Origin of the sequence: Flavobacterium helocola (assembly GCF_038289885.1) — a bacterium.
Lineage (GTDB): Bacteria > Bacteroidota > Bacteroidia > Flavobacteriales > Flavobacteriaceae > Flavobacterium > Flavobacterium cheniae.
Genome location: NZ_JBBYHT010000004.1, coordinates 166,245 through 186,536 on the forward strand (window position 1 = coordinate 166,245; position 20,292 = coordinate 186,536).

At 31.4% G+C, this 20,292-nt stretch carries 15 protein-coding genes and 3 tRNA genes; 7 read left to right on the forward strand and 11 right to left on the reverse strand.

Annotated features, from left to right (window positions below):
• Positions 1-170: 170 nt before the first annotated feature.
• Positions 171-2,723 (forward strand): DNA gyrase subunit A, encoded by a 2,553-nt coding sequence (gyrA, locus tag AAEO58_RS09565; protein ID WP_341683203.1) that lies wholly within the window; start codon positions 171-173, stop codon positions 2,721-2,723.
• A gap of 58 nt (positions 2,724-2,781) precedes the next feature.
• Positions 2,782-3,903, forward strand: coding sequence for a hypothetical protein (locus AAEO58_RS09570; protein ID WP_341683204.1), 1,122 nt, complete (start codon positions 2,782-2,784; stop codon positions 3,901-3,903).
• 32 nt (positions 3,904-3,935) lie between these two features.
• On the opposite strand, the gene AAEO58_RS09575 is transcribed toward AAEO58_RS09570, so the two are convergent.
• Both AAEO58_RS09575 and AAEO58_RS09580 read right to left on the reverse strand, forming a co-directional pair.
• Entirely contained in the window at positions 3,936-4,697 is a 762-nt protein-coding gene (locus AAEO58_RS09575) for a C40 family peptidase (RefSeq protein WP_133606676.1), read from the reverse strand.
• Between the two features lie 85 nt (positions 4,698-4,782).
• Complete coding sequence (locus AAEO58_RS09580) at positions 4,783-5,961, reverse strand: acetyl-CoA C-acyltransferase (RefSeq protein ID WP_133606678.1); 1,179 nt, start codon at positions 5,959-5,961, stop codon at positions 4,783-4,785.
• Between the two features lie 268 nt (positions 5,962-6,229).
• Between AAEO58_RS09580 and AAEO58_RS09585 the strand changes: the two genes are divergently transcribed.
• From AAEO58_RS09585 to AAEO58_RS09595, 3 genes are all read left to right on the forward strand, one after another.
• Positions 6,230-6,313 (forward strand) — tRNA-Ser (locus AAEO58_RS09585).
• Positions 6,314-6,329: 16 nt separating this feature from the next.
• A tRNA-Pro gene (locus AAEO58_RS09590) sits at positions 6,330-6,404 on the forward strand.
• A 13-nt stretch (positions 6,405-6,417) separates the two neighbouring features.
• A tRNA-Arg gene (locus AAEO58_RS09595) sits at positions 6,418-6,491 on the forward strand.
• Positions 6,492-6,544: 53 nt separating this feature from the next.
• Here AAEO58_RS09595 and AAEO58_RS09600 read toward each other — a convergent pair.
• The 9 genes from AAEO58_RS09600 to tsaD all read right to left on the reverse strand — a co-directional run bounded on the left by AAEO58_RS09600 (position 6,545) and on the right by tsaD (position 14,548).
• Positions 6,545-6,997, reverse strand: a complete 453-nt coding sequence (locus tag AAEO58_RS09600; protein ID WP_341683205.1) for a hypothetical protein — start codon at positions 6,995-6,997, stop codon at positions 6,545-6,547.
• Positions 6,998-7,009: 12 nt separating this feature from the next.
• Positions 7,010-7,579: a hypothetical protein gene (locus AAEO58_RS09605; RefSeq protein WP_341683206.1), complete on the reverse strand. Its 570-nt coding sequence runs from the start codon at positions 7,577-7,579 to the stop codon at positions 7,010-7,012.
• 5 nt (positions 7,580-7,584) lie between these two features.
• Complete coding sequence (locus AAEO58_RS09610; protein WP_341683207.1) at positions 7,585-8,763, reverse strand: class I SAM-dependent methyltransferase; 1,179 nt, start codon at positions 8,761-8,763, stop codon at positions 7,585-7,587.
• Between the two features lie 2 nt (positions 8,764-8,765).
• Entirely contained in the window at positions 8,766-9,860 is a 1,095-nt protein-coding gene (locus AAEO58_RS09615) for an AI-2E family transporter (RefSeq protein WP_133606686.1), read from the reverse strand.
• A gap of 79 nt (positions 9,861-9,939) precedes the next feature.
• A complete protein-coding gene (locus AAEO58_RS09620) occupies positions 9,940-10,902 on the reverse strand; it encodes a zinc metalloprotease (protein ID WP_341683208.1) in 963 nt (320 codons plus the stop codon).
• Between the two features lie 306 nt (positions 10,903-11,208).
• Complete coding sequence (locus AAEO58_RS09625) at positions 11,209-11,850, reverse strand: DUF4159 domain-containing protein (RefSeq protein ID WP_133606690.1); 642 nt, start codon at positions 11,848-11,850, stop codon at positions 11,209-11,211.
• Positions 11,843-12,547, reverse strand: a complete 705-nt coding sequence (locus AAEO58_RS09630) for a 16S rRNA (uracil(1498)-N(3))-methyltransferase (protein ID WP_341683209.1) — start codon at positions 12,545-12,547, stop codon at positions 11,843-11,845. The genes AAEO58_RS09625 and AAEO58_RS09630 overlap by 8 nt, the downstream gene beginning before the upstream one ends.
• Before the next feature lie 5 nt (positions 12,548-12,552).
• On the reverse strand, positions 12,553-13,521 hold the full coding sequence (locus AAEO58_RS09635; RefSeq protein WP_341683210.1) for an acyl-CoA thioester hydrolase/BAAT C-terminal domain-containing protein: 969 nt from the start codon (positions 13,519-13,521) through the stop codon (positions 12,553-12,555).
• 4 nt (positions 13,522-13,525) lie between these two features.
• Complete coding sequence (gene tsaD, locus AAEO58_RS09640; RefSeq protein ID WP_341683211.1) at positions 13,526-14,548, reverse strand: tRNA (adenosine(37)-N6)-threonylcarbamoyltransferase complex transferase subunit TsaD; 1,023 nt, start codon at positions 14,546-14,548, stop codon at positions 13,526-13,528.
• A gap of 216 nt (positions 14,549-14,764) precedes the next feature.
• Between tsaD and AAEO58_RS09645 the strand changes: the two genes are divergently transcribed.
• Complete coding sequence (locus AAEO58_RS09645; protein ID WP_341683212.1) at positions 14,765-19,150, forward strand: translocation/assembly module TamB domain-containing protein; 4,386 nt, start codon at positions 14,765-14,767, stop codon at positions 19,148-19,150.
• 135 nt (positions 19,151-19,285) lie between these two features.
• Positions 19,286-20,272, forward strand: coding sequence for a 6-phosphofructokinase (pfkA, locus tag AAEO58_RS09650; RefSeq protein WP_133606699.1), 987 nt, complete (start codon positions 19,286-19,288; stop codon positions 20,270-20,272).
• The last annotated feature ends 20 nt before the right edge of the window (positions 20,273-20,292 follow it).

The following is a 20,292-nucleotide window of genomic DNA, read 5'->3' on the forward strand; positions in this document are numbered from 1 at the left end:
ACAAAAAATATTTGAAAAATGAAAGAAAGTGGGATAGGATTTATAAGCAATTTGTAAACAAAATTGTTAATAAATAGTCGAAATAAGTGTTTTAAAATTTGTGTTAAAAGTTCAAAAAGCCGTATATTGGCACGTTTTAGTACTAATATATAATTTTAATGTAAATACTTATGTCAGAAGGAGAAAAGTTAATTCCTATTAACATAGAGGAAGAAATGAAATCAGCTTACATCGATTATTCGATGTCTGTTATTGTGTCAAGAGCACTTCCTGATGTTAGAGATGGTTTAAAGCCTGTTCACCGAAGAGTACTTTATGGAATGTATGATTTGGGAGTTAACTCAAGATCTGCCCACAAAAAATCGGCGAGAATTGTCGGAGAGGTTTTAGGAAAGTATCACCCACATGGAGATTCCTCAGTTTACGATGCTATGGTACGTATGGCTCAGGAATGGAGTATGCGTTATTTATTGGTTGACGGTCAAGGTAACTTTGGTTCTGTCGATGGAGATAGTCCAGCAGCAATGCGTTACACGGAAGCCAGAATGAAAAAGATTTCGGAAGAAATGTTGGCAGATATCGATAAAGAAACAGTTGATTTTCAATTAAACTTTGACGATACTTTACAAGAGCCAACGGTTATGCCAACTAAAATACCAACTTTGTTAGTAAACGGAGCTTCGGGTATTGCGGTAGGTATGGCTACAAATATGGCACCTCACAACTTAACTGAAGTTGTTGATGGTATTTTGGCTTATATCGATAATAACGATATTGAAATTGATGAGTTAATAAATCATATCAAAGCTCCTGATTTCCCTACTGGAGGAATTATTTATGGTTACGAAGGAGTAAGAGAAGCATTCAAAACTGGTAGAGGTCGTATTGTAATGCGTGCTAAGGTTGGTTTTGAAGAAGTAAATGGAAAAGAAGCGATCATTGTAACTGAAATTCCTTATCAAGTGAATAAGGCAAATATGATTAAACATACTGCCGATTTAGTTAATGATAAGAAAATTGAAGGCATATCGAATATTCGTGATGAATCGGATAGAAATGGTATGCGTGTGGTGTATGAATTAAAACGTGATGCGGTTCCAAACGTAGTTTTAAATACACTTTATAAATATACGCAATTGCAAGCTTCGTTCAGTGTAAATAACATTGCATTGGTAAAAGGGCGTCCGCAAATGTTGAATCTTAAAGATTTGATTTACCATTTCGTAGAACACCGTCATGATGTTGTAGTTCGTAGAGCACAATATGATTTAAGAAAAGCTGAAGAAAGAGCTCATATCTTAGAAGGTTTAATCATTGCTTCTGATAATATAGACGAAGTAATCAAAATTATTAGAGCTTCTAAAGATGGTGACGAAGCTAGAACGAAATTAATTGAACGTTTCAAATTATCAGAAATTCAAGCACGTGCAATCGTAGAAATGCGTTTGAGACAATTAACTGGTCTTGAGCAAGATAAATTACGTGCTGAATACGAAGAAATCATGAAATTGATTACGTATTTAAAAGAATTATTGGCAAGCAAAGAAATGAGAATGCAAGTAATTAAAGACGAATTAGCAGAAATCAGAGATAAATATGGAGATGAGCGTCGTTCGCAAATCGAATATTCTGGTGGAGATGTTAGTATCGAAGATTTAATTGCTGATGAAAGTGTTGTAATTACGATTTCTCATGCGGGTTATATCAAACGTACTTCATTATCAGAATACAAAACACAAAATAGAGGAGGAGTTGGACAAAAATCAGCTGGAACTAGAGATCAAGATTTCTTAGAGCATTTATTTGTAGCAACAAATCACCAATATTTAATGTATTTCACGCAAAAAGGTAAATGTTACTGGATGCGTGTTTACGAAATTCCAGAAGGAACAAAGGCAAGTAAAGGTCGTGCTATTCAAAACTTAATCAATATCGAAAGTGATGATAAAGTAAAAGCATTCATTTGCACACAAGATTTAAAAGATCAAGATTATATCAAGAGCCACAATTTAATTATGGTGACTAAACAAGGTCAGGTTAAGAAAACATCTTTAGAAAAATACTCAAAACCTCGTGTAAATGGTGTTGCTGCTATTACAATTAAAGATGGTGATGAATTATTAGGAGCAAAATTAACTAATGGTTCTAGTCAAGTTTTAATTGCAGGAAAATCAGGTAAAATAGTTCGTTTTGAAGAAGAGAAAACTCGTCCAATGGGTAGAACTGCATCTGGAGTTAGAGGAATTACATTAGCTGACGAAAATGATGAAGTAATTGGAATTGTTACGGTTAACAAAGAAGATGTAAACGAAACTCAAATTTTAGTAGTTACGGAAAATGGTTACGGAAAACGTACCAAATTAGTTGAAGAAGACGGAGTAGACGTTTACCGTATTACAAATCGTGGAGGAAAAGGTGTAAAAACATTAAACATCACTGAAAAAACAGGTGCTTTAATTGCAATCAACAATGTAACAGACGACGATGATTTAATGATTATCAACAAATCAGGATTGACGATTAGAATGATGGTTTCTGATTTACGAGTAATGGGTAGAGCCACACAAGGTGTTAAGCTAATTAATATCAAAGGAAGCGACTCGATTGCTGCAGTAACAAAAGTACTTCGTGAAGATGAAGAAATTGCTTTAGATGAAAATGAAGAAATTTCAGATGCTGAAACTGGCACAGATATTGATTCGTCAGAAGAAGAAATACAATAATAAATAAGATTAGGCCCAAATTTATTTTGGGCTTTTGTTTAACCCAGATTTTAAAACAATGAAAAAATTACTATTAAGTGCAACACTTTTATTGTCAGTTGCCACATTTGCTCAAAAAGATGAGTTAAAAACATTAAAGAAAATTTATGCTAAAGAAACTATTTCTGAAAAAGATTTGCAGGAATACAAAACAGCAAGTGATGCATTGCATACTTTAGCTACTGAAGAATCTGATAAAGTGTATGCGAAATTTTACAAAACAATGTATCCAACACTAGTTTTGGCTTCAAAAGGCGCAAAAGCAACTATGCAAGATCAAATGAGCTTATATAAGCCTGAGTTTATTAAAGAGTATGGAGAAGTTATTAATGAAACTTTAGAGTTTGAAAAAAAATCTGGAAAAAAAATCTACACAGATGAATTAATTCAAGAGAAAGGTGATTTCAAAAAAGGATTGTCAGTTATTGCGATGAATCTTAATAATACATCTAAATTTAAGGAAGCTTCAGTATTATTTTATTCTTTGTATACTTTTGATCCTAAAGAAGAAGGAAGTTCTCTTCAAAATGCCGCTCAATTAGCCGTAAATGCTCAAGATTATAAACTAGCAGAAAAGTTATATGAAGAGTATTATAATAGTGATTATTTCAATAACGGCGTGTCGTATTTTGCTGTTAACAAAGCTAACGGAATAGAACAAAATTTTGGTAGTTCAAAAGAGTCTAAAGATTTGAGAACTAATTATATTTCAAAAGGTATTTTCGAAAAACCAAGAGATGAGAAAGTTAATAAAAGTAAAGGAGATGTTTTAAGAACTTTATCTATTTTAATTGCTCAAAATGAAGGTGATAAGAAAAAATTAGAAATGTATGTTTCAGAAGCAAGAAAATTACTTCCTAATGATCAAGATTTATTATTAACCGAATTTAATTTGTATTTTAATCAAGGTTATGAATTAATTAAAGATGATATGAAAACGGTTGAAGAAATTAATAAAGTGATTGATAACAAAAAGAAATATGATGAATTGGTTGCTAAAAGAAAAGAGATTTTCACAAAAGCGTTACCATTTTTTGAGAAAGCATATCAAGTAAAACCATCAGATGAAAATACTAAAAATGTTTTAAAGATAACCTATGAAATATTAGGTCAACCTGAAAAAGCAAAAGCTATCAACTAAAACAAAAAATCCCGATGAAAATCGGGATTTTTTTATATTATTTTTTTAATAACTCTCAGTTTGTGTGTGTGTCTATTGACCTCTGCATTATAAATTCCTAAATGGTCTAAACGGTCAATTCGTACTTTTCCAGAGGCGTGAATGATGTAGTTGTTTTCCATCATAATTCCTACGTGAATGATATTGCCTTCTTCGTTATCAAAAAATGCCAAATCACCTGGTTCACTTTCCTCAATAAAACTTAAAGCTTCTCCTTGAGTGGCTTGTTGCGAAGCATCTCTTAAAAGAGAATACCCATTTAATTTATAAACCATTTGAGTAAAACCGGAACAATCAATTCCAAAAGGAGTTTTTCCTCCCCATAAATAAGGGGCATTCAAATACATGAAAGCGGTTTTAACTAAATCTGATTTTGGTTTTTGACCGCAAACTTTTATTCCTTCAAAACTATATTTGCTAGTGTTTATTTCTTCATTATCTAAAAAAGATAACGAAGCACCTAATGTAATCGAAGTTAATTGATTGTTTGGAGTAGTTATATATTCAACTAAATCAGAATTAAGAACGATAGGAGTATTATTTAAAACAGTATAATGCTCTTCGGTTATAGGTTGATATTGTTTGGCGTCAATCCAACCAATGTAATTATCAAATGCCAATTCTATCTGCACCCATTTGGCAGTCATTTCAATAATTTTAAAGTGTTCGCCAAAGAGCAATTGCGAAACTTGTTCGCTTCGGTCGCTGGCTTCCGCTCTTACGGGAACTATGGCTAAATTACAAATTCCAAACATGTTGGTCTAAATAAGAAATGATGAATTAAGAATTTAATTACAAATGTAACTAAAATTCAAAATTCACCATTAATAAAGTTATAAATTATGCTCTTTCAATAACAATTGCCGAAGCACCACCACCACCATTACAGATAGCAGCCGCACCAATTTTTGCATTGTTTTGGTTTAAAACACTGATTAAAGTAACGATAATTCTAGCTCCAGAACATCCTAGAGGGTGACCTAAAGAAACCGCACCACCGTTTACATTAATTTTATCATTGTCTAATCCTAAGATTTGTGCATTAGCTAATCCAACTACAGAGAAAGCTTCGTTAAATTCAAAGAAATCAACATCAGAAATTGAAATTCCTGCTTTGTCTAATGCTTTTGGTAATGCTTTTGCAGGCGCAGTTGTAAACCATTTTGGTTCTTGAGCCGCATCAGCGTATGATTTAATGTAAGCTAAAGGAGTTAATCCTAATGATTGTGCTTTTTCTTCACTCATTAAAACTAAAGCCGCAGCTCCGTCATTAATAGTAGAAGCATTAGCCGCTGTAACAGTTCCTTCTTTTGTGAAAACTGCAGCTAATGAAGGAATTTTATCTAATTTAACATTAGTGTATTCTTCGTCTTTAGAAACTACGATAGCGTCACCTCTTCTTTGAGGTACTTCTACCGGAACAATTTCTGCGTCAAACTTACCAGCTTCCCAAGCAGCCGCAGAACGCTCATATGATTGAATTGCGAAGTTATCTTGCGCTTCTCTTGTAATGTTGTATTCTGTCGCACATAAGTCAGCACAAACGCCCATAGCATTGTTATCGTATGCGTCAGTTAAACCGTCTTTCTGCATTCCGTCAACTAAAGAAGTTGGTCCAAATTTTACACCGTTTCTTAAGTGAACGTAATGTGGAATCAAGCTCATGTTTTCCATACCACCCGCTACTACGATTTCAGCATCTCCAGCCATGATAGCTTGAGCACCTTGCATAACGGCTTTCATACCACTAGCACAAACTTTATTTACAGTAGTACAAGCTACACTTTCAGATAAACCAGCATATAAAGCGGCTTGTCTTGCAGGAGCTTGGCCGTTTCCAGCTTGAACTACATTACCCATTAATACTTCGTCAACTAATTTAGGGTCTAAATTGATTTTATTTAAAGCGCCTTTGATGGCAGCAGCACCTAATTTTGTAGCAGGTACACTAGATAAAGCTCCCATGAAACTTCCAATTGGAGTTCTTACGGCAGAAACGATAACTACTCTTTTAGTCATGATAGAAAGGTTTTTTATTTGAATTGCGAAATTACTATTTTTATTCGAATTGAGGCAAGGTTTTTATTGATATTCTATGTTGAAATCGAATTTTATTTTGATATTACTAATTTGATTTCATTTTTATTAAAAAGCTATTGTATTGATTGTAAGCGTTTTTTTAGGAATAAGAAAAATTTATTGAAAAAAACTCCCTAAAATGTTGTATAATTAAGAATGAAAATATACATTTGCAACCGCAAAAAAGATAAGTTCTTACAACAAAATAGGAGAGGTGCCAGAGTGGTAATGGAGCAGATTGCTAATCTGTCGACGGGTAACCGTCGCCTGGGTTCGAATCCCTGTCTCTCCGCTTTTATTTGTTTTTGCGGGGTGTAGCGTAGCCCGGTTATCGCGCCTGCTTTGGGAGCAGGAGGCCGCAGGTTCGAATCCTGCCACCCCGACGATAATAAAATAGGTTGCGTAGCTCAGCTGGATAGAGCAACTCACTTCTAATGAGTAGGTCCCAGGTTCGAATCCTGGCGCGATCACAAAAAGCCTTGCAATTGCAAGGCTTTTTTGTTTTAATTAATTCTGAGTAATCTTAGAGTCCCTCATATTTTCCATCTTCATCAACAAGATACACTTCTTCTAAAAACCAATTGTTTTCGATTTTAATAAAGTGATATTCGTAATCAGCATCTCGAAAACTGTTTTTTGGATCTTTAAATTTTGTTTTAATTATTGCGCTATTTGTTTTAATAATCTCTTTGCTTATTTTTTCTTTTTCGGGACAATGGTTAGAATCGCTACCGAATGAAATTCCTTGATGTATTTTGCCTAATTGACAATATTTAGAAATTATTTTTTTATATTCTTTTTCAATATTCTCATCATTATTTTTAGTTTGGCTTAAATTATAAGTGTAATCGTTCCATTTTTTATAGTCTTTTATAAACTCAATAGTAAGTTTTGAAGGATCGTTTGATTTGATCTCCTGTGACATAACTCCATGTTGAGTAAGAAGACTTAAGATGATTAGGTAAATAATTTTCATTTTTTATAAATATTACTCCACACACTTCAAAAACTCCATAAAATAATTTGATGGGTTTGTTTTTATTTTCAAAGACTCAGAAATCAATTCACTTTTAACGACATAATCTTTTGATTCTCCTGAAAATTGAATTCTCACTAATGAAATGGGACTATTTTTCAACTCTTCAAAATTAGTTTTAGTAAAGTAAAAATAAGCTGTTAATATTCTAATGTTGCTTTTCTCTTCAGAATTATAATTTAAATCGCTACAAACATCATCAAAGGCATGTAAAAGGGTTACAATTTTACCGTTCATCAATTGAATTACAATCTTAGAGTTTTTTGACAAGCAATTTACGGGTATAAAATCATTACTTTTTTGTAATTGCTGTAAGCTCAACATTGGAATACCATCACTATTAAGTAATCCAAAAAAAATAAATTCTTTATTGTTTCCAAAAATTCTTTCATTCATCAATTTATGAGGTAATGATTTAATTGAAGTAGAATCGGTTTTTTCTTCAATGTCGTATTTACAATCTTTATTTTGAGCGTTAACACTTAATGTAAGTAACAATAGTAGCGATAAAAGGTGTTTCATTTGGATTATAATTTGGTGCAAAGTAAAATTATTTTTTCATTATTTATATTCGTAGTGAAAAATGCAAAAATTGTTCCACCATCTGTAATTTTATATTTTTTCTTTATTTCTTCAGGTTTTATTGGGAAATTTCGGGTAGAAACATTCATTTTTTTACCTTGAATATGTTGCGAAATTTCTTTTTTCTGAAACGGAACAATCGCATCAATTTGAAACTTTCTTCCAGGAAAATCGATGATTTCGTCCGAAGTGTACAAATGCGAATGTTGGTGCAATTTTCCAACAGCAAATAATTCGGAAACCCCTTCAAATCCACCTGATTTCATTAAAGACGCATTAGGTTCGTAAAGATATTTTTTTGGCAAATTATAACGTGCTGAATACGATTTTGAACTTTCAATTTTGGTGATCGTTTGTTTTTCTTTTTCGATATTCACCGCTATAATTTCTGGTGCTTCATTGAAATTTTTCTCTATTTTCCAAAGCAATTCTTTTACTTCATTATCAACAGCAACGATATGTATTTCTGCTACATTTTTCAATTCCAATAATCCAGCATGAAGATCTAAAATAGGAGCGGTTTTGATTAAAATAGTATTAGTGAATTGATAATAAAAATCTTGTAAGTCAACTACATTTGGCAAACAATCTGCCAACATGAAGACTTTGCCTTTCGCATCATTTCTTCTAGAAGGATCAATGTAAATACAATCGAAATTTTGATTTAATTGTTCTAAGATTTGTGTGCTATCACCTTGATAACATTCGATATTAGTCGCTTTTAAAACTTCGAAATTGTGTTTTACGATTTTAGACAAATCAGCATTCAATTCGCAATGAATAACCGATTTGAATTGTTTTGAAAAGTAGAAGTCATCAATCCCAAATCCGCCCGTGCAATCGATTAAATTTTCGCCCGAAACTAGTGAAGCTTTATATTTTGCTGTAGTTTCTGAAGATGTTTGTTCGATAGAAATTTTCTCTGGATAAATGATATTTTCGGATAAATACCAAGTTGGAAGTTTATCTTTTGCTTTCTTTTTCGCAATAATTTGATTGATAATTGTCGTGTAATTTACTTCTGGAAAAGGATTTTTCTTTAAAGCTAGTTTTGAACTATCAGTATTCAAATTTTGGTTGATAAAATTTTGGATATCAATATGTAAAAGAGATTCTAAATTCAAAACTATAAATTTTTGGTAAGCGCTTTTATGATTTTATTATTGGGTAAAAATTCTTTACCAATTACTTTTAAAGAAGTATAAAATGGAACCGCAATAATCATTCCAGTGATTCCAAATAAAATTCCAGCAATTAATATCACTAAGAAAATTTCCAAAGGGTGTGAATTGGTGCTTTTAGAAAAAATAAGTGGCGAACTAAAATTGTTGTCAATTACTTGTACTAAAGACATCCCGATTAACACATAAATTGCTGTTGGAAGTGTTTCTGTGGCAAAATCGGCACCAGAACCTATGCCACTAGTCATAATTAACAAACCGGCAACTATTGAAGCAATTAGCGGACCTACATAAGGAACAATATTAAAAATAGCGCATAATAAGGCAATTATAATAGCATTTTCAACACCAAAAATTATAAATATAATTAGATATAAAAGCATTATAATGGTTAATTGTAACAATAATCCTAAGAAATAGCGTGATAATAAATGATTGATATCTTGTATAGAATTCAATACTTTTTCTTTTTGATTTTCAGGAAGTAATCGTTTGAATTTTAGATATAACACGTCTTTTTCTTTTAAAAGAAAGAACGTTATGAAAAGTACCGAAGCAAACCCCATACTAAAACTTCCTAATGTGCTTAAAAAACTATTTAAGAAATTCGGAATAAATTCAAAAGTGGCAAAAGATGATAGTTTACTACTTTGAATCAGTTGTTTAGTATTAATATTATAAGAATCTAAAAAAACAGTAATATTTTCAAGCAATAAATGATAGTTTTTCTCTAAAGAGCTAACATCTAATAACGATAAGTTTTCGCCTTGTGCTAACAATAAAGGTACGAAAAGCAATACAAATCCAGATATAATAAGAAAAGCTATTAGTAAAGACGAAATAACAGCTAAAGTATTTCTGAATTTGAATCTTTGTTTTAAAAAATTAACCAAAGGATTCAATAGCAAAGAAATTACAATTGCAATAATACAATACAGTATTACAGTTGTAATTTGATACAAAAAAAACAAAACTAAGCATGATGCAACTAATATAGCAACCGCTCTTACAATTCCTATTGATAATTCTTTTGATGTCATTGTTTTCTTTTTGGCTAAAATAAAAAAAACTCACCACATAATGGTGAGTTTTCCTAATTAACTCAAATGTTTCATTTGATTATGGCTGTGCAAATGAAAATCTGGAACCTCCAGAAGCAAAAATGGCTAGCATTCTGCTTTTCTGTCCGTTTGAGAACATGTACATTCCAGCATCATCTGTGTAGTCCATGTAATTCATTGTCATTTCTATAGGTGTTCCTGTACAAGTAGAGTAGTGAGGGAAAGCAGGTAATCCGTAATTAGCTGTATTATGAGTAGGAGTATCGCTTACTAAATCGCTTCCGCAAGTAGTGTCACCCCAAATATGTCTTAAATTCATCCAGTGACCAACTTCGTGAGTAGCTGTTCTTCCTTTGTTGAAAGGAGCAGTTGCAGTACCTGTAGTTCCTAAATATTTTGAATCAATAACAACTCCGTCAGTTGCAGATGAACCACCTGGGAATTGTGCGTAACCTAAAATTCCACCACCAATAGTACAAACCCATAAGTTTAATTTAGTTGTTGGTGAAGTAGGATTAATTCCGCCTTGAGTTGATTTTTTCATAGCATCACGAGTTCCCCACGATGTTTTAGTAGTTGATTTTCTGTAAACAGCATCAAGTACGAATGAAATTCCAACGTTAGCTTTTACACCAGAGAAAACTGTCGGTACTTGATTAAAATCTGAATTTGTTGCGTTGAAATCTTTGTTCAATACATCAATTTGAGATTGAATTTGTGTTAAAGAAATATTTTCAGCAGCAGTTCTATATAATACGTTTACAACTACTGGAATTTGAATTTTACCATTAACAAGTCTTCCATTTGTAATAGCATTTTGAGTAAATCTCTCAATTTCCTGCATTTTTGCAGCTAATTCAGGGTTTTCTCTTAATTGTTGTTCGTGTACTTCATGAGAAGCACAACCTCTATGATGTTTATGCGCTCCAGATGTGGCTAAATCTGTTGAGGAATTTGTTTCATCATTACTACATGAAATTAATAACAGTAATGAAACTGCTGATAAAAGAAGTTTTTTCATAAATAATACATTTAGTTAGTAGATTTTGGTTAATTAACAATTTAATAACGATATTTTATTTTTTTATTATAATGTTTGTTTTTTTTACAATAAATCAAAGTTTTTGCAAAAAGGTATTCATTATTTTTCTCAAATAGTTATTAAATGTTTCATTTCAAAACTAAAAAACTTTTGTAGAATTATTGTTACAGATTTTCTGTACTTTTTCAATTTATTTTTTCAGTGTTTATTGAGATTTTGAAAAAAAAAATGAAGTTTTTTAAAATAAAGAGGAAATAAAAATGAATTTTTAAGTTTAAAAAAATATTAATTCTTAAAAACGTAATTGATTATATTGGCACCCATTTTCAATGCTTTTTCTCTGGTTGATTGTGGATTATTATGCACTTCGGCATCTTCCCATCCATCACCTAAGTCGGTTTCGTAGGTGTAAAGTAAAACAATTCTGCCATCAATAAAAATTCCGAAAGCTTGTGGTTTTTGATTGTCGTGTTCGTGAATTTTAGGTAATCCACCAGGAAATGCAAAAGGTTCTTGAAATAAAATGTGATTGGAAGGAATTTCTGTAAGTGGATTATCAGGGAATATCTTTTTGATTTCTTTTCGAATAAATTCGTTCATTCCGTAATTGTCATCAATATGTAAAAAACCACCAGAAGTAAGATAATTTCTCAGGTTAATCACGTCATTAGCACTAAAAACAACGTTTCCATGACCGGTCATGTGAACAAATGGATAGGTGAATATTTCAGCACTTCCCACTTCAACAGTTGCGATTTTAGTATTAAAATTGGTCTTGATGTTTTGATTGCAAAATTTAACTAAATTGGGTAAAGAAGTTGGATTTGAATACCAATCGCCACCACCAGAATATTTAGCAACGGCGATTTCTTGGGTAAAGCCCAAATTCCAAACTAATAAAATTCCAAAAGCTAAAAATTTATTCATTTATCAACGCAATGGTATGGCACGCTACTAAAGCTGCAGTTTCTGTTCGTAATCTTGTATTTCCCAAAGTTACAGGAATAAAATTATTTTCAATAGCCAAATTGATTTCTTTTGTTGAAAAATCGCCTTCCGGACCAATTAAGATAGTTACTTTATTATTTTTATTGACTTCGTTTTTAAACGATTTCTTATCTGTTTCTTCGCAATGCGCGATAAATTTTTGTCCGTCGATGTTTGATTTTACAAATTGAGAAAGCGAAATTGGTTCATTAATTTTAGGTAAATAATAATGTAACGATTGTTTCATAGCGGCTTGAATTATTTTCTCCGCTCTATCAATTTTATATACTTTTCTTTCTGAATGATCGCAAATGATTGGTGTAATTTCGTGAATGCCAATTTCAGTTGCCTTTTCTAAAAACCATTCTAATCGGTCGTTCATTTTGGTAGGGGCAACAGCAATATGTGTGTAAAATGAATCAGGATTTTTGAAGGTTTCTTTTACGATTTTAACTTCACATTTTTTCTCAGAAGCCAAAAGGATTTCTGATTCAAATAAAAATCCTAATCCGTTAGTAATAAATATTTTATCACTTTCTTTTTTACGTAGAACTTTAACAATATGTTTACTTTCTTCTTTGTCGAAAAAGAAGTTTGAATCACCTTGTTTTATGTCTGAATTATAGAATAACTGCATGTGTTTTAATTTTTATCTAACCAACTTTTCCAATCTTTTCCAACATTTTCCCAATTGTAAATTTCATGATTTGGCTCCCTTTTTTCATTCACTGGAAAATAATTATGTTCCACATCAAAATAGGGCTTAAATTCAATATTTTTCAAACCTAGTTGAATACTTTCAATATATAACAAATCATTATAAGGAGCATTCCAATCTTTTGTTCCATAGGTAATAAAAACAGGAATTTTAAGTTTTTTCAAATGGATTGCAGAGGGTTGAGAAAAATCAAAAGTGGCTTTATGAGTATCTCTACCATTGTAGGTAATGTTTTGTTTATTAGCTACAACAGATTTCCAATATTCTATAGCTTCATAATCTTTATAAATGAAAATTTGTTGCTGTAATATATTTAAAATTCTTCCATAAGGATTTCCTCCAGAATAAATTAGATGCGTAACTTTCTTGTTTTTAGTTGCTAATTTTGCTACAATAGTGCTTCCTTCTGAATGACCTGCTAAAACTAATTTATTTTTTGAAACCCATTTTTCTTTCAAGAGTTTTTTAATAATGAAATCATTTCTTTCTACATAATAATCTAAATAATTATGGTCTGAATAAACCTTAGGAATACTGTCGTTTTCAACTAAATATTGATAATTACTTTTTAAATCTTTAACATCAGAAATCAAAGGAACACCTGGTTTTCCAACAATTATTATATGATAATCAGTTAAAAAATCATCTACATCAAACGGAAAAGTCCCATATAAACCAGTTTCATCATATTTTAATAAAGGTTGTGGCATACTTCCTTGACACCAAAAAAACAATGGTTTTTGAATGTTTTCCTCACCTTTTTTGGATTGAATTAAAACATCAACATTTAATTTTTTGAAAGTAAAAGTTAGATGTTTATAACCAAAATCTTCTGGTTTTTTTTGTCCAAAAGTTGTAACAGAAATCAATAAAAATAGAATAATTTCCTTCATAACCTTAAAATTCAATTCGAGCTTTTGAAGTTATTTCGGAATTACTATAATTTCCTTCTAAAAAGTTATAGTAACCTACAATTCCAATCATTGCTGCGTTGTCTGTAGTATATTCAAATTTAGGAATATACGTTTTCCAACCATATTTTTTTTCTGCTTCTTTCAGTGTTGTTCTAATTCCTGAATTGGCCGAAACACCGCCACCAATAGCTATCTGATTAATTCCAGTTTCAGCAACCGCTAATTTCAGCTTATCCATTAAAATATTGATAATAGTATATTGAATGGAAGCACAAATATCCGCTTTGTTTTCTTCAATAAAATTAGGGTTCAAAGCCACATTTTTCTGAACGAAATATAAAATTTGAGTTTTTAATCCACTAAAGCTAAAATTCAATCCGTCAACTTTTGGTTTGGTAAATGGAAACGCTTTCGGATTTCCTTCTTGAGCAAATTTATCTACTAAAGGTCCGCCAGGATAGGGAAGTCCTAAAATTTTGGCGCTTTTATCAAATGCTTCACCAACAGCATCATCGGTAGTTTCTCCAATAATTTCCATATCGAAAAAGCTATTGACTTTTACAATTTGGGTATGTCCACCTGAAATAGTTAAAGCAATAAAAGGAAATGTTGGTTTTTCATAACCTTCTTCGGCAATAAAATGAGCTAAAATATGCGCTTTCATGTGATTAATTGCAATCAACGGAATGTCTAACGCCATACTCATCGATTTCGCAAAAGAACCACCCACTAAAAGCGAGCCCATTAATCCTGGACCTTGCGTAAAAGTTATGCAATTCAAGTCATTTTTAGTTATTCCTGCTTTTTTAATTGCAACATCAACAACTGGAACAATATTTTGTTGGTGTGCTCTAGATGCCAACTCTGGTACTACTCCGCCATATTCTTCATGAATTGCCTGACGCGCTACAATATTAGATAATACTACATCGTTACAAAGTACAGCAGCAGCAGTGTCATCACACGAACTTTCGATAGCTAAAGTATATATTTTTCTTTCTGTCATTTTAGGCATGAAATTTGAACTAAAGATATTACAATTATCTTACAAAATTCCCTATTTTTGTTGGGTTATACCCAAAAGGGATAATTTTGACGCAAATTTAAAACAAAAGAACGTATCAAAAAATTTAAAAAAATACTATTTAGAACCCTAGTTGCAATATTATTGCTTCTCTTGTTGTTGGGTATTCTTTTGTCGTTGCCTTTTGTTCAAACTGCTTTGGGTAAATATGCAACTGATAGTTTAAATAAATCTTTTGGAACCAATATTTCAATAGGTAAAGTTGCTATAACGCCTTTTGGTAGTGTAAAATTAGGAGAAGTGTTGGTTTTAGACCATCATCAAGACACTTTGTTTTACATTAAAAAGCTAAATACTTCTATTTTAAGTTTCAAGAAAATTTACGATCCGGGTCACCCTTACATGAAAGATGTAATTCTTAATGGATTAGATGCTCGTATTGTGAATTATAAAGGTGAAAAGTATACCAATCTTGATAAATTTATTGAAGCATTTGATGATGGTTCGCCTTCTTCTGGAAAATTTAGAATGAAAGCCAATAAAATGACCGTTTTCAATAGTCGTTTTCAATACATCGATCACAATCTTAAAACTCCAAAAATGCTCGATTTTACTCAGCTTAATGGAGAAATTAAAGATTTTTTCATAAAAGGTGCAAATGTTACTACTTACATTGAAAAGTTATCGTTTAAAGATCATCGAGGATTAGTGGTTGAAAATATTACATCTGATTTTACCTATACGAAAAAGAATATTTTGTTAGATGGTCTATCGATGAAAACGCCTGAATCAGAAATGAAAGGTAGAGTAGAGTTGAAATACGACCGAAAAGATTTTTCTGATTTTAATAACAAAGTAGTTTTTGATGTTCAATTTGATAAAGCTTCGATAGCATCAAACGATTTGAATTATTTCTATAACGAATTTGGTAAAAACAATGTTTTCTATGTGGATACGCATTTGATTGGAACATTGAACAATTGCACAACACATAATTTAAAATTAGTCGATAAAAATCAATCGGAGATTGTTGGAACCATTAATTTTCAGAATCTTTTTGGAAAAGGTGATCAAGCTTTTTACATGAAAGGAAATTTTGATAGACTTACCTCTAGTTATGATCGATTAAAAGCGATTTTGCCTCGAATTTTAGGTAAAAATTTACCATCAACTTTAGATAAGTTAGGAACGGTAAACATGATTGGCGGAGTAGAATTAACCCAAAAATATATTAATGCGGATGTTTATTTAATGTCTAAATTAGGCGAATTAGAAAGTAATTTGTCAATGCAAAATATTGATGTTATTGATAATGCATTGTACAAAGGAAATTTAATTTTAAATGATTTTGATTTAGGAACTTTGTTAGGTAAACAAGAAATTGGTAGAGCAACCGTAAATTTAGATGTTGACGGAAGAGGATTTACTCAAAAATTGTTGAATACTGCAATTAAAGGTGAAATCAGAAAATTCTATTACAACGGCTACAACTATCAAAATATTACGGTTGATGGAAGTATGAAAATGCCTTATTATAAAGGATATTTTAATAGTAATGATCCTAATTTAAAAATGGATTTTGACGGAACAATCGATTTGAGTTTAAAAGCCAAAAAGTATGATTTTAAAGCCCAAATTGACTATGCCGATTTACATATCTTAAACTTCTATAAAACAGATTCTATTTCCATTTTTAAAGGAACTATCGATTTTAAAGCTGATGGAAATTCAATTGATGATTTAGCTGGCGTATTGCATGTAAATGATGTTTCGTATCAAAACAGTAAAGATTCCTACTTTTTTGATGATTTTGAAATTGTTTCTTCTTTTGATAGTGATAGAGTACGAACAATCGATATCAACTCACCCGATATTATAACTGGTCAAATTGTTGGAAAATACAAGGTTAGTCAGGTGCAAAAAATGGTAGAGAATGCACTAGGAAGTTTGTATGCCAATTATTCTCCAAATAAATTAGAAAAAGGACAATTCATAAACTTCGATTTAACGCTTCACGATAAAATTGTTGAAGTATTTGTTCCCGATGTTAAAATATCTGAGAATACCAAGCTTAAAGGAAAAATTAATGGTGATGAAGGTAAATTTGTCTTCGATTTTACTTCGCCAAATATCATTGCATATGAAAATACTATTGAAAATGTAAATATTGAAATCGATAATAAAAATCCATTATATAACGCCTACATTACTGTTGATTCAATTAAAAATGACAAGTATAAAATTGCCGATTTTAATTTGATTAATGTTACTTTAAATGACACCTTATTTGTACGTTCTGAATTTAAAGGAGGTCCAAAAAGTGAAGATACTTACGACTTAAACTTATACCACACCATAGATGAAGACAAGCAGTCTATTCTAGGATTTAAAAAATCAGAAATTAAATTTAAAGATTATGTATGGTTCATTAATGAAGGTGAAACGAACGATAATAAAATAGTTTTTGATAAATACCTTAAAAATTTCAATTTTGAAAAGTTGACTTTATCTCATAATGACCAAAAAATTGATTTCTTCGGTACCATGCGAGATTCAACTTATAAAGATTTTAAATTAACATTTGATGATGTCGATTTAAACAAAGTCACACCTTCATTAGATAGTTTGTCTTTTGGTGGAAAAGTAAATGGAAATATAACGTACAAACAAGATCGAAATAAATACGAACCTATTTCTAATCTTACCATTGATAGCTTAAAAATCAATCAGTTTTTATTAGGCGATTTAGATTTTAAAATTGAAGGAAATGAAAATTTCAATCAGTTTAAAGTTAATTCTAGTTTGAAGCAAGAAGGACAAGAACACTTTTTCTTAGATGGGAATGTAAATTTTGTTGGTCAACAATCTAGTTTGGATTTGGTTGCTGGGTTCGATAAGTTTAATTTGGCGCCTTTTGGTTCCTTACTTGGTAATGTTTTGTCAGATATTAGAGGAAATGCAACAGGGCGAGCTACAATTGGAGGTTCATTGACTGAGCCCGAAATGGATGGACGTCTCTATCTTAACGATGCAGGAATGAGAGTTCCATATTTGAATGTAGATTATGCGTTTGAGAAAAATGCCATAGTAGATTTAACCGAGCATCAATTTAGCTTGAGAAAAATTGAAGTAACCGATACCAAATACAAAACCAAAGGAGTAATTGATGGTACTATCCGACATGAAAATCTTGGCGATTGGGAACTTGATTTGCATTTAGTTTCTGATAATATTTTGGCTTTAGATACCAAAGATTCAGAAGATGCTTATTATTACGGAACAGCTTTTATGAAAGGAAAAGCTAGTATTACTGGTTCTGTAGATGCTTTAAATATCAAAGTAGCAGGGGAATCTGAAAAGGGAACTTCTATTAAAATTCCTGTTAATGATGAAGAAGATTTAGGAAACAATTCGTTTATTAATTTCATGACAGTTGAAGAATTTCAAAAATCATTAACTGAAAAAATTTCTAAAGAAAATAGATACGAAGGAATAGAACTTGATTTTAATTTTGATATTGATACCGATACTGATATAGAGATTATTTTAAATCGAGAAACCGGACATGCCATGAAAGGTAAGGGCTATGGTTCTATGCAAATGAATATTAATACTTTGGGTAAATTTGAAATGTATGGCGATTTTCAAGTTCAGGAAGGGGAATACAATTTCAAATATGGCGGTATTATCGATAAAAAATTTAGTGTCGAAAAAGGAGGAACTATCCGTTGGGATGGTAACCCAATGGATGCTGTTTTAGACTTAAAAGCAACTTATAAAACTATGGCAAATCCAGCAGTTTTAGTTGAAAGTGCTTCTTTTAATAGAAAAGTTGATACCAATGTAACTATTTTACTAAACGGAAATTTAAGCAATCCACAACCTGATTTTAATATTGATTTTCCAACAGTTAGTTCAGTATTAAAAAGTGAAATTGATTATAAGCTACAAGATAAAGATACAAGACAAACTCAAGCTTTTGCTTTAATGGCAACAGGTACTTTTGTTACAGAAGAATCTACAGGTAACGCTGCTTATGGTTCTTTAATTGAAGGAGCAAGTTCTATTATTAACGGACTTTTTGCAGATGCTGATAGTAATTTGCAGTTTGAAGTAGATTATACACAAGGGAATAGATTAACTGATATATCAGATAGAGTTGGAGTAACTATGAACACTCGAATTAATGACAGAATTTCAATTAATGGTAAAGTAGGAGTTCCTGTTGGTGGTGTAACTGAATCTGTCATTGTGGGTAATTTAGAAGTTTTAATTCAAATTAATGAAGATGGTTCGCTTAACGCACATGTATTTAACCGTGAAAACGACATCAATTACGTAGGAGAAGGAATTGGATATACACAAGGTCTTGGAATTACGTATAACGTTGAATTTAATACATTTAAAGAAATGATGCAAAAAATATTCAATACAAATAAAAAGAAGACAGATCCATCTAAATCGCAAGATGATTTACCTGATTCAGAATTTCCACCAGAGTTTATTGAATTCATCAATCAAAGAAAAACAAAATCAACAGAAGCGATTAAACCAGAACCTATTCGCGTTCCTGAAATCGATTAATTCGTAGTTTTTTAGTAGAAAAATCAAAAAGTTATTAACGAAAACGTTTGAATTTGCGACTATAATTAAATAGTTTGCAAGAATCACTGTTTTTTTATTTTTCGTTTTATAACTTTACATAAACAATCAAAATATATGTCAACAAAGATTAAAAGAGTAGGTGTTTTAACTTCTGGTGGAGATTCTCCAGGAATGAATGCTGCCATTCGTGCAGTAGTTAGAGCTTGTGCTTATTATAATGTAGAATGTGTTGGTATTTACAGAGGATACCAAGGAATGATAGAAGGTGATTTTAAAGAAATGGGACCTCGTGATGTGAAAAACATTATTAATAAAGGAGGTACAATTTTAAAATCAGCTCGTTCGGCAGATTTTCGTACCGCAGAAGGAAGAAAAAGAGCATACGAAAACTTAGTAGCCGCTGGAATTGATTCATTTGTAGTAATTGGTGGAGATGGTAGTTTTACAGGTGCTGAAATCTTCAATGAAGAATATAAATTTCCTGTAATCGGAATTCCAGGAACTATTGATAACGATATTTTTGGAACAAGTCACACCTTAGGATATGACACTGCTTTGAATACCGTAATTGATGCTATTGATAAAATTAGAGATACAGCAAACTCTCACAACCGATTATTTTTCGTAGAAGTAATGGGAAGAGATGCAGGTCATATCGCATTAAATGCTGGAATTGGAGCAGGAGCAGAAGAAATCCTAATTCCAGAAGAAGATTTTGGTTTAGAACGTTTAGTGGAATCATTAAAAAGAAGTAAGGATTCAGGAAAAACTTCAAGTATTGTTGTGGTTTCTGAAGGAGATAAAATTGGTAAAAATGTTTTCGAATTAAAAGATTATATCGAAGAAAACATGCCAGAATATGACGTTCGTGTTTCGGTTTTAGGACACATGCAGCGCGGTGGTTCTCCATCTTGCTTTGATCGAGTTTTAGCGTCTAGATTAGGAGTTAAAGCAGTTGAAACTTTATTAGAAGGAAAATCAAACTTCATGGTGGGTTTATATCAAGATAAAGTAACACTAACACCATTAGAACAAGCAATTAAAGGACAAAGTGAAATAGATATGGAATTGGTAAAAGTATCCGATATCGTATCATCATAATAAAAATAGTAAATTAAAGA

Excerpts from the sequence above, each read along its gene's own strand:
- gyrA (WP_341683203.1), top strand. The coding sequence starts at position 171 with ATGTCAGAAGGAGAAAAGTTAATTCCTATTAACATAGAGGAAGAAATG.
- AAEO58_RS09570 (WP_341683204.1), top strand. The coding sequence starts at position 2,782 with ATGAAAAAATTACTATTAAGTGCAACACTTTTATTGTCAGTTGCCACA.
- AAEO58_RS09575 (WP_133606676.1), bottom strand. The coding sequence starts at position 4,697 with ATGTTTGGAATTTGTAATTTAGCCATAGTTCCCGTAAGAGCGGAAGCC.
- AAEO58_RS09580 (WP_133606678.1), bottom strand. The coding sequence starts at position 5,961 with ATGACTAAAAGAGTAGTTATCGTTTCTGCCGTAAGAACTCCAATTGGA.
- AAEO58_RS09600 (WP_341683205.1), bottom strand. The coding sequence starts at position 6,997 with ATGAAAATTATTTACCTAATCATCTTAAGTCTTCTTACTCAACATGGA.
- AAEO58_RS09605 (WP_341683206.1), bottom strand. The coding sequence starts at position 7,579 with ATGAAACACCTTTTATCGCTACTATTGTTACTTACATTAAGTGTTAAC.
- AAEO58_RS09615 (WP_133606686.1), bottom strand. The coding sequence starts at position 9,860 with ATGACATCAAAAGAATTATCAATAGGAATTGTAAGAGCGGTTGCTATA.
- AAEO58_RS09620 (WP_341683208.1), bottom strand. The coding sequence starts at position 10,902 with ATGAAAAAACTTCTTTTATCAGCAGTTTCATTACTGTTATTAATTTCA.
- AAEO58_RS09625 (WP_133606690.1), bottom strand. The coding sequence starts at position 11,850 with ATGAATAAATTTTTAGCTTTTGGAATTTTATTAGTTTGGAATTTGGGC.
- AAEO58_RS09630 (WP_341683209.1), bottom strand. The coding sequence starts at position 12,547 with ATGCAGTTATTCTATAATTCAGACATAAAACAAGGTGATTCAAACTTC.
- AAEO58_RS09635 (WP_341683210.1), bottom strand. The coding sequence starts at position 13,521 with ATGAAGGAAATTATTCTATTTTTATTGATTTCTGTTACAACTTTTGGA.
- tsaD (WP_341683211.1), bottom strand. The coding sequence starts at position 14,548 with ATGACAGAAAGAAAAATATATACTTTAGCTATCGAAAGTTCGTGTGAT.
- pfkA (WP_133606699.1), top strand. The coding sequence starts at position 19,286 with ATGTCAACAAAGATTAAAAGAGTAGGTGTTTTAACTTCTGGTGGAGAT.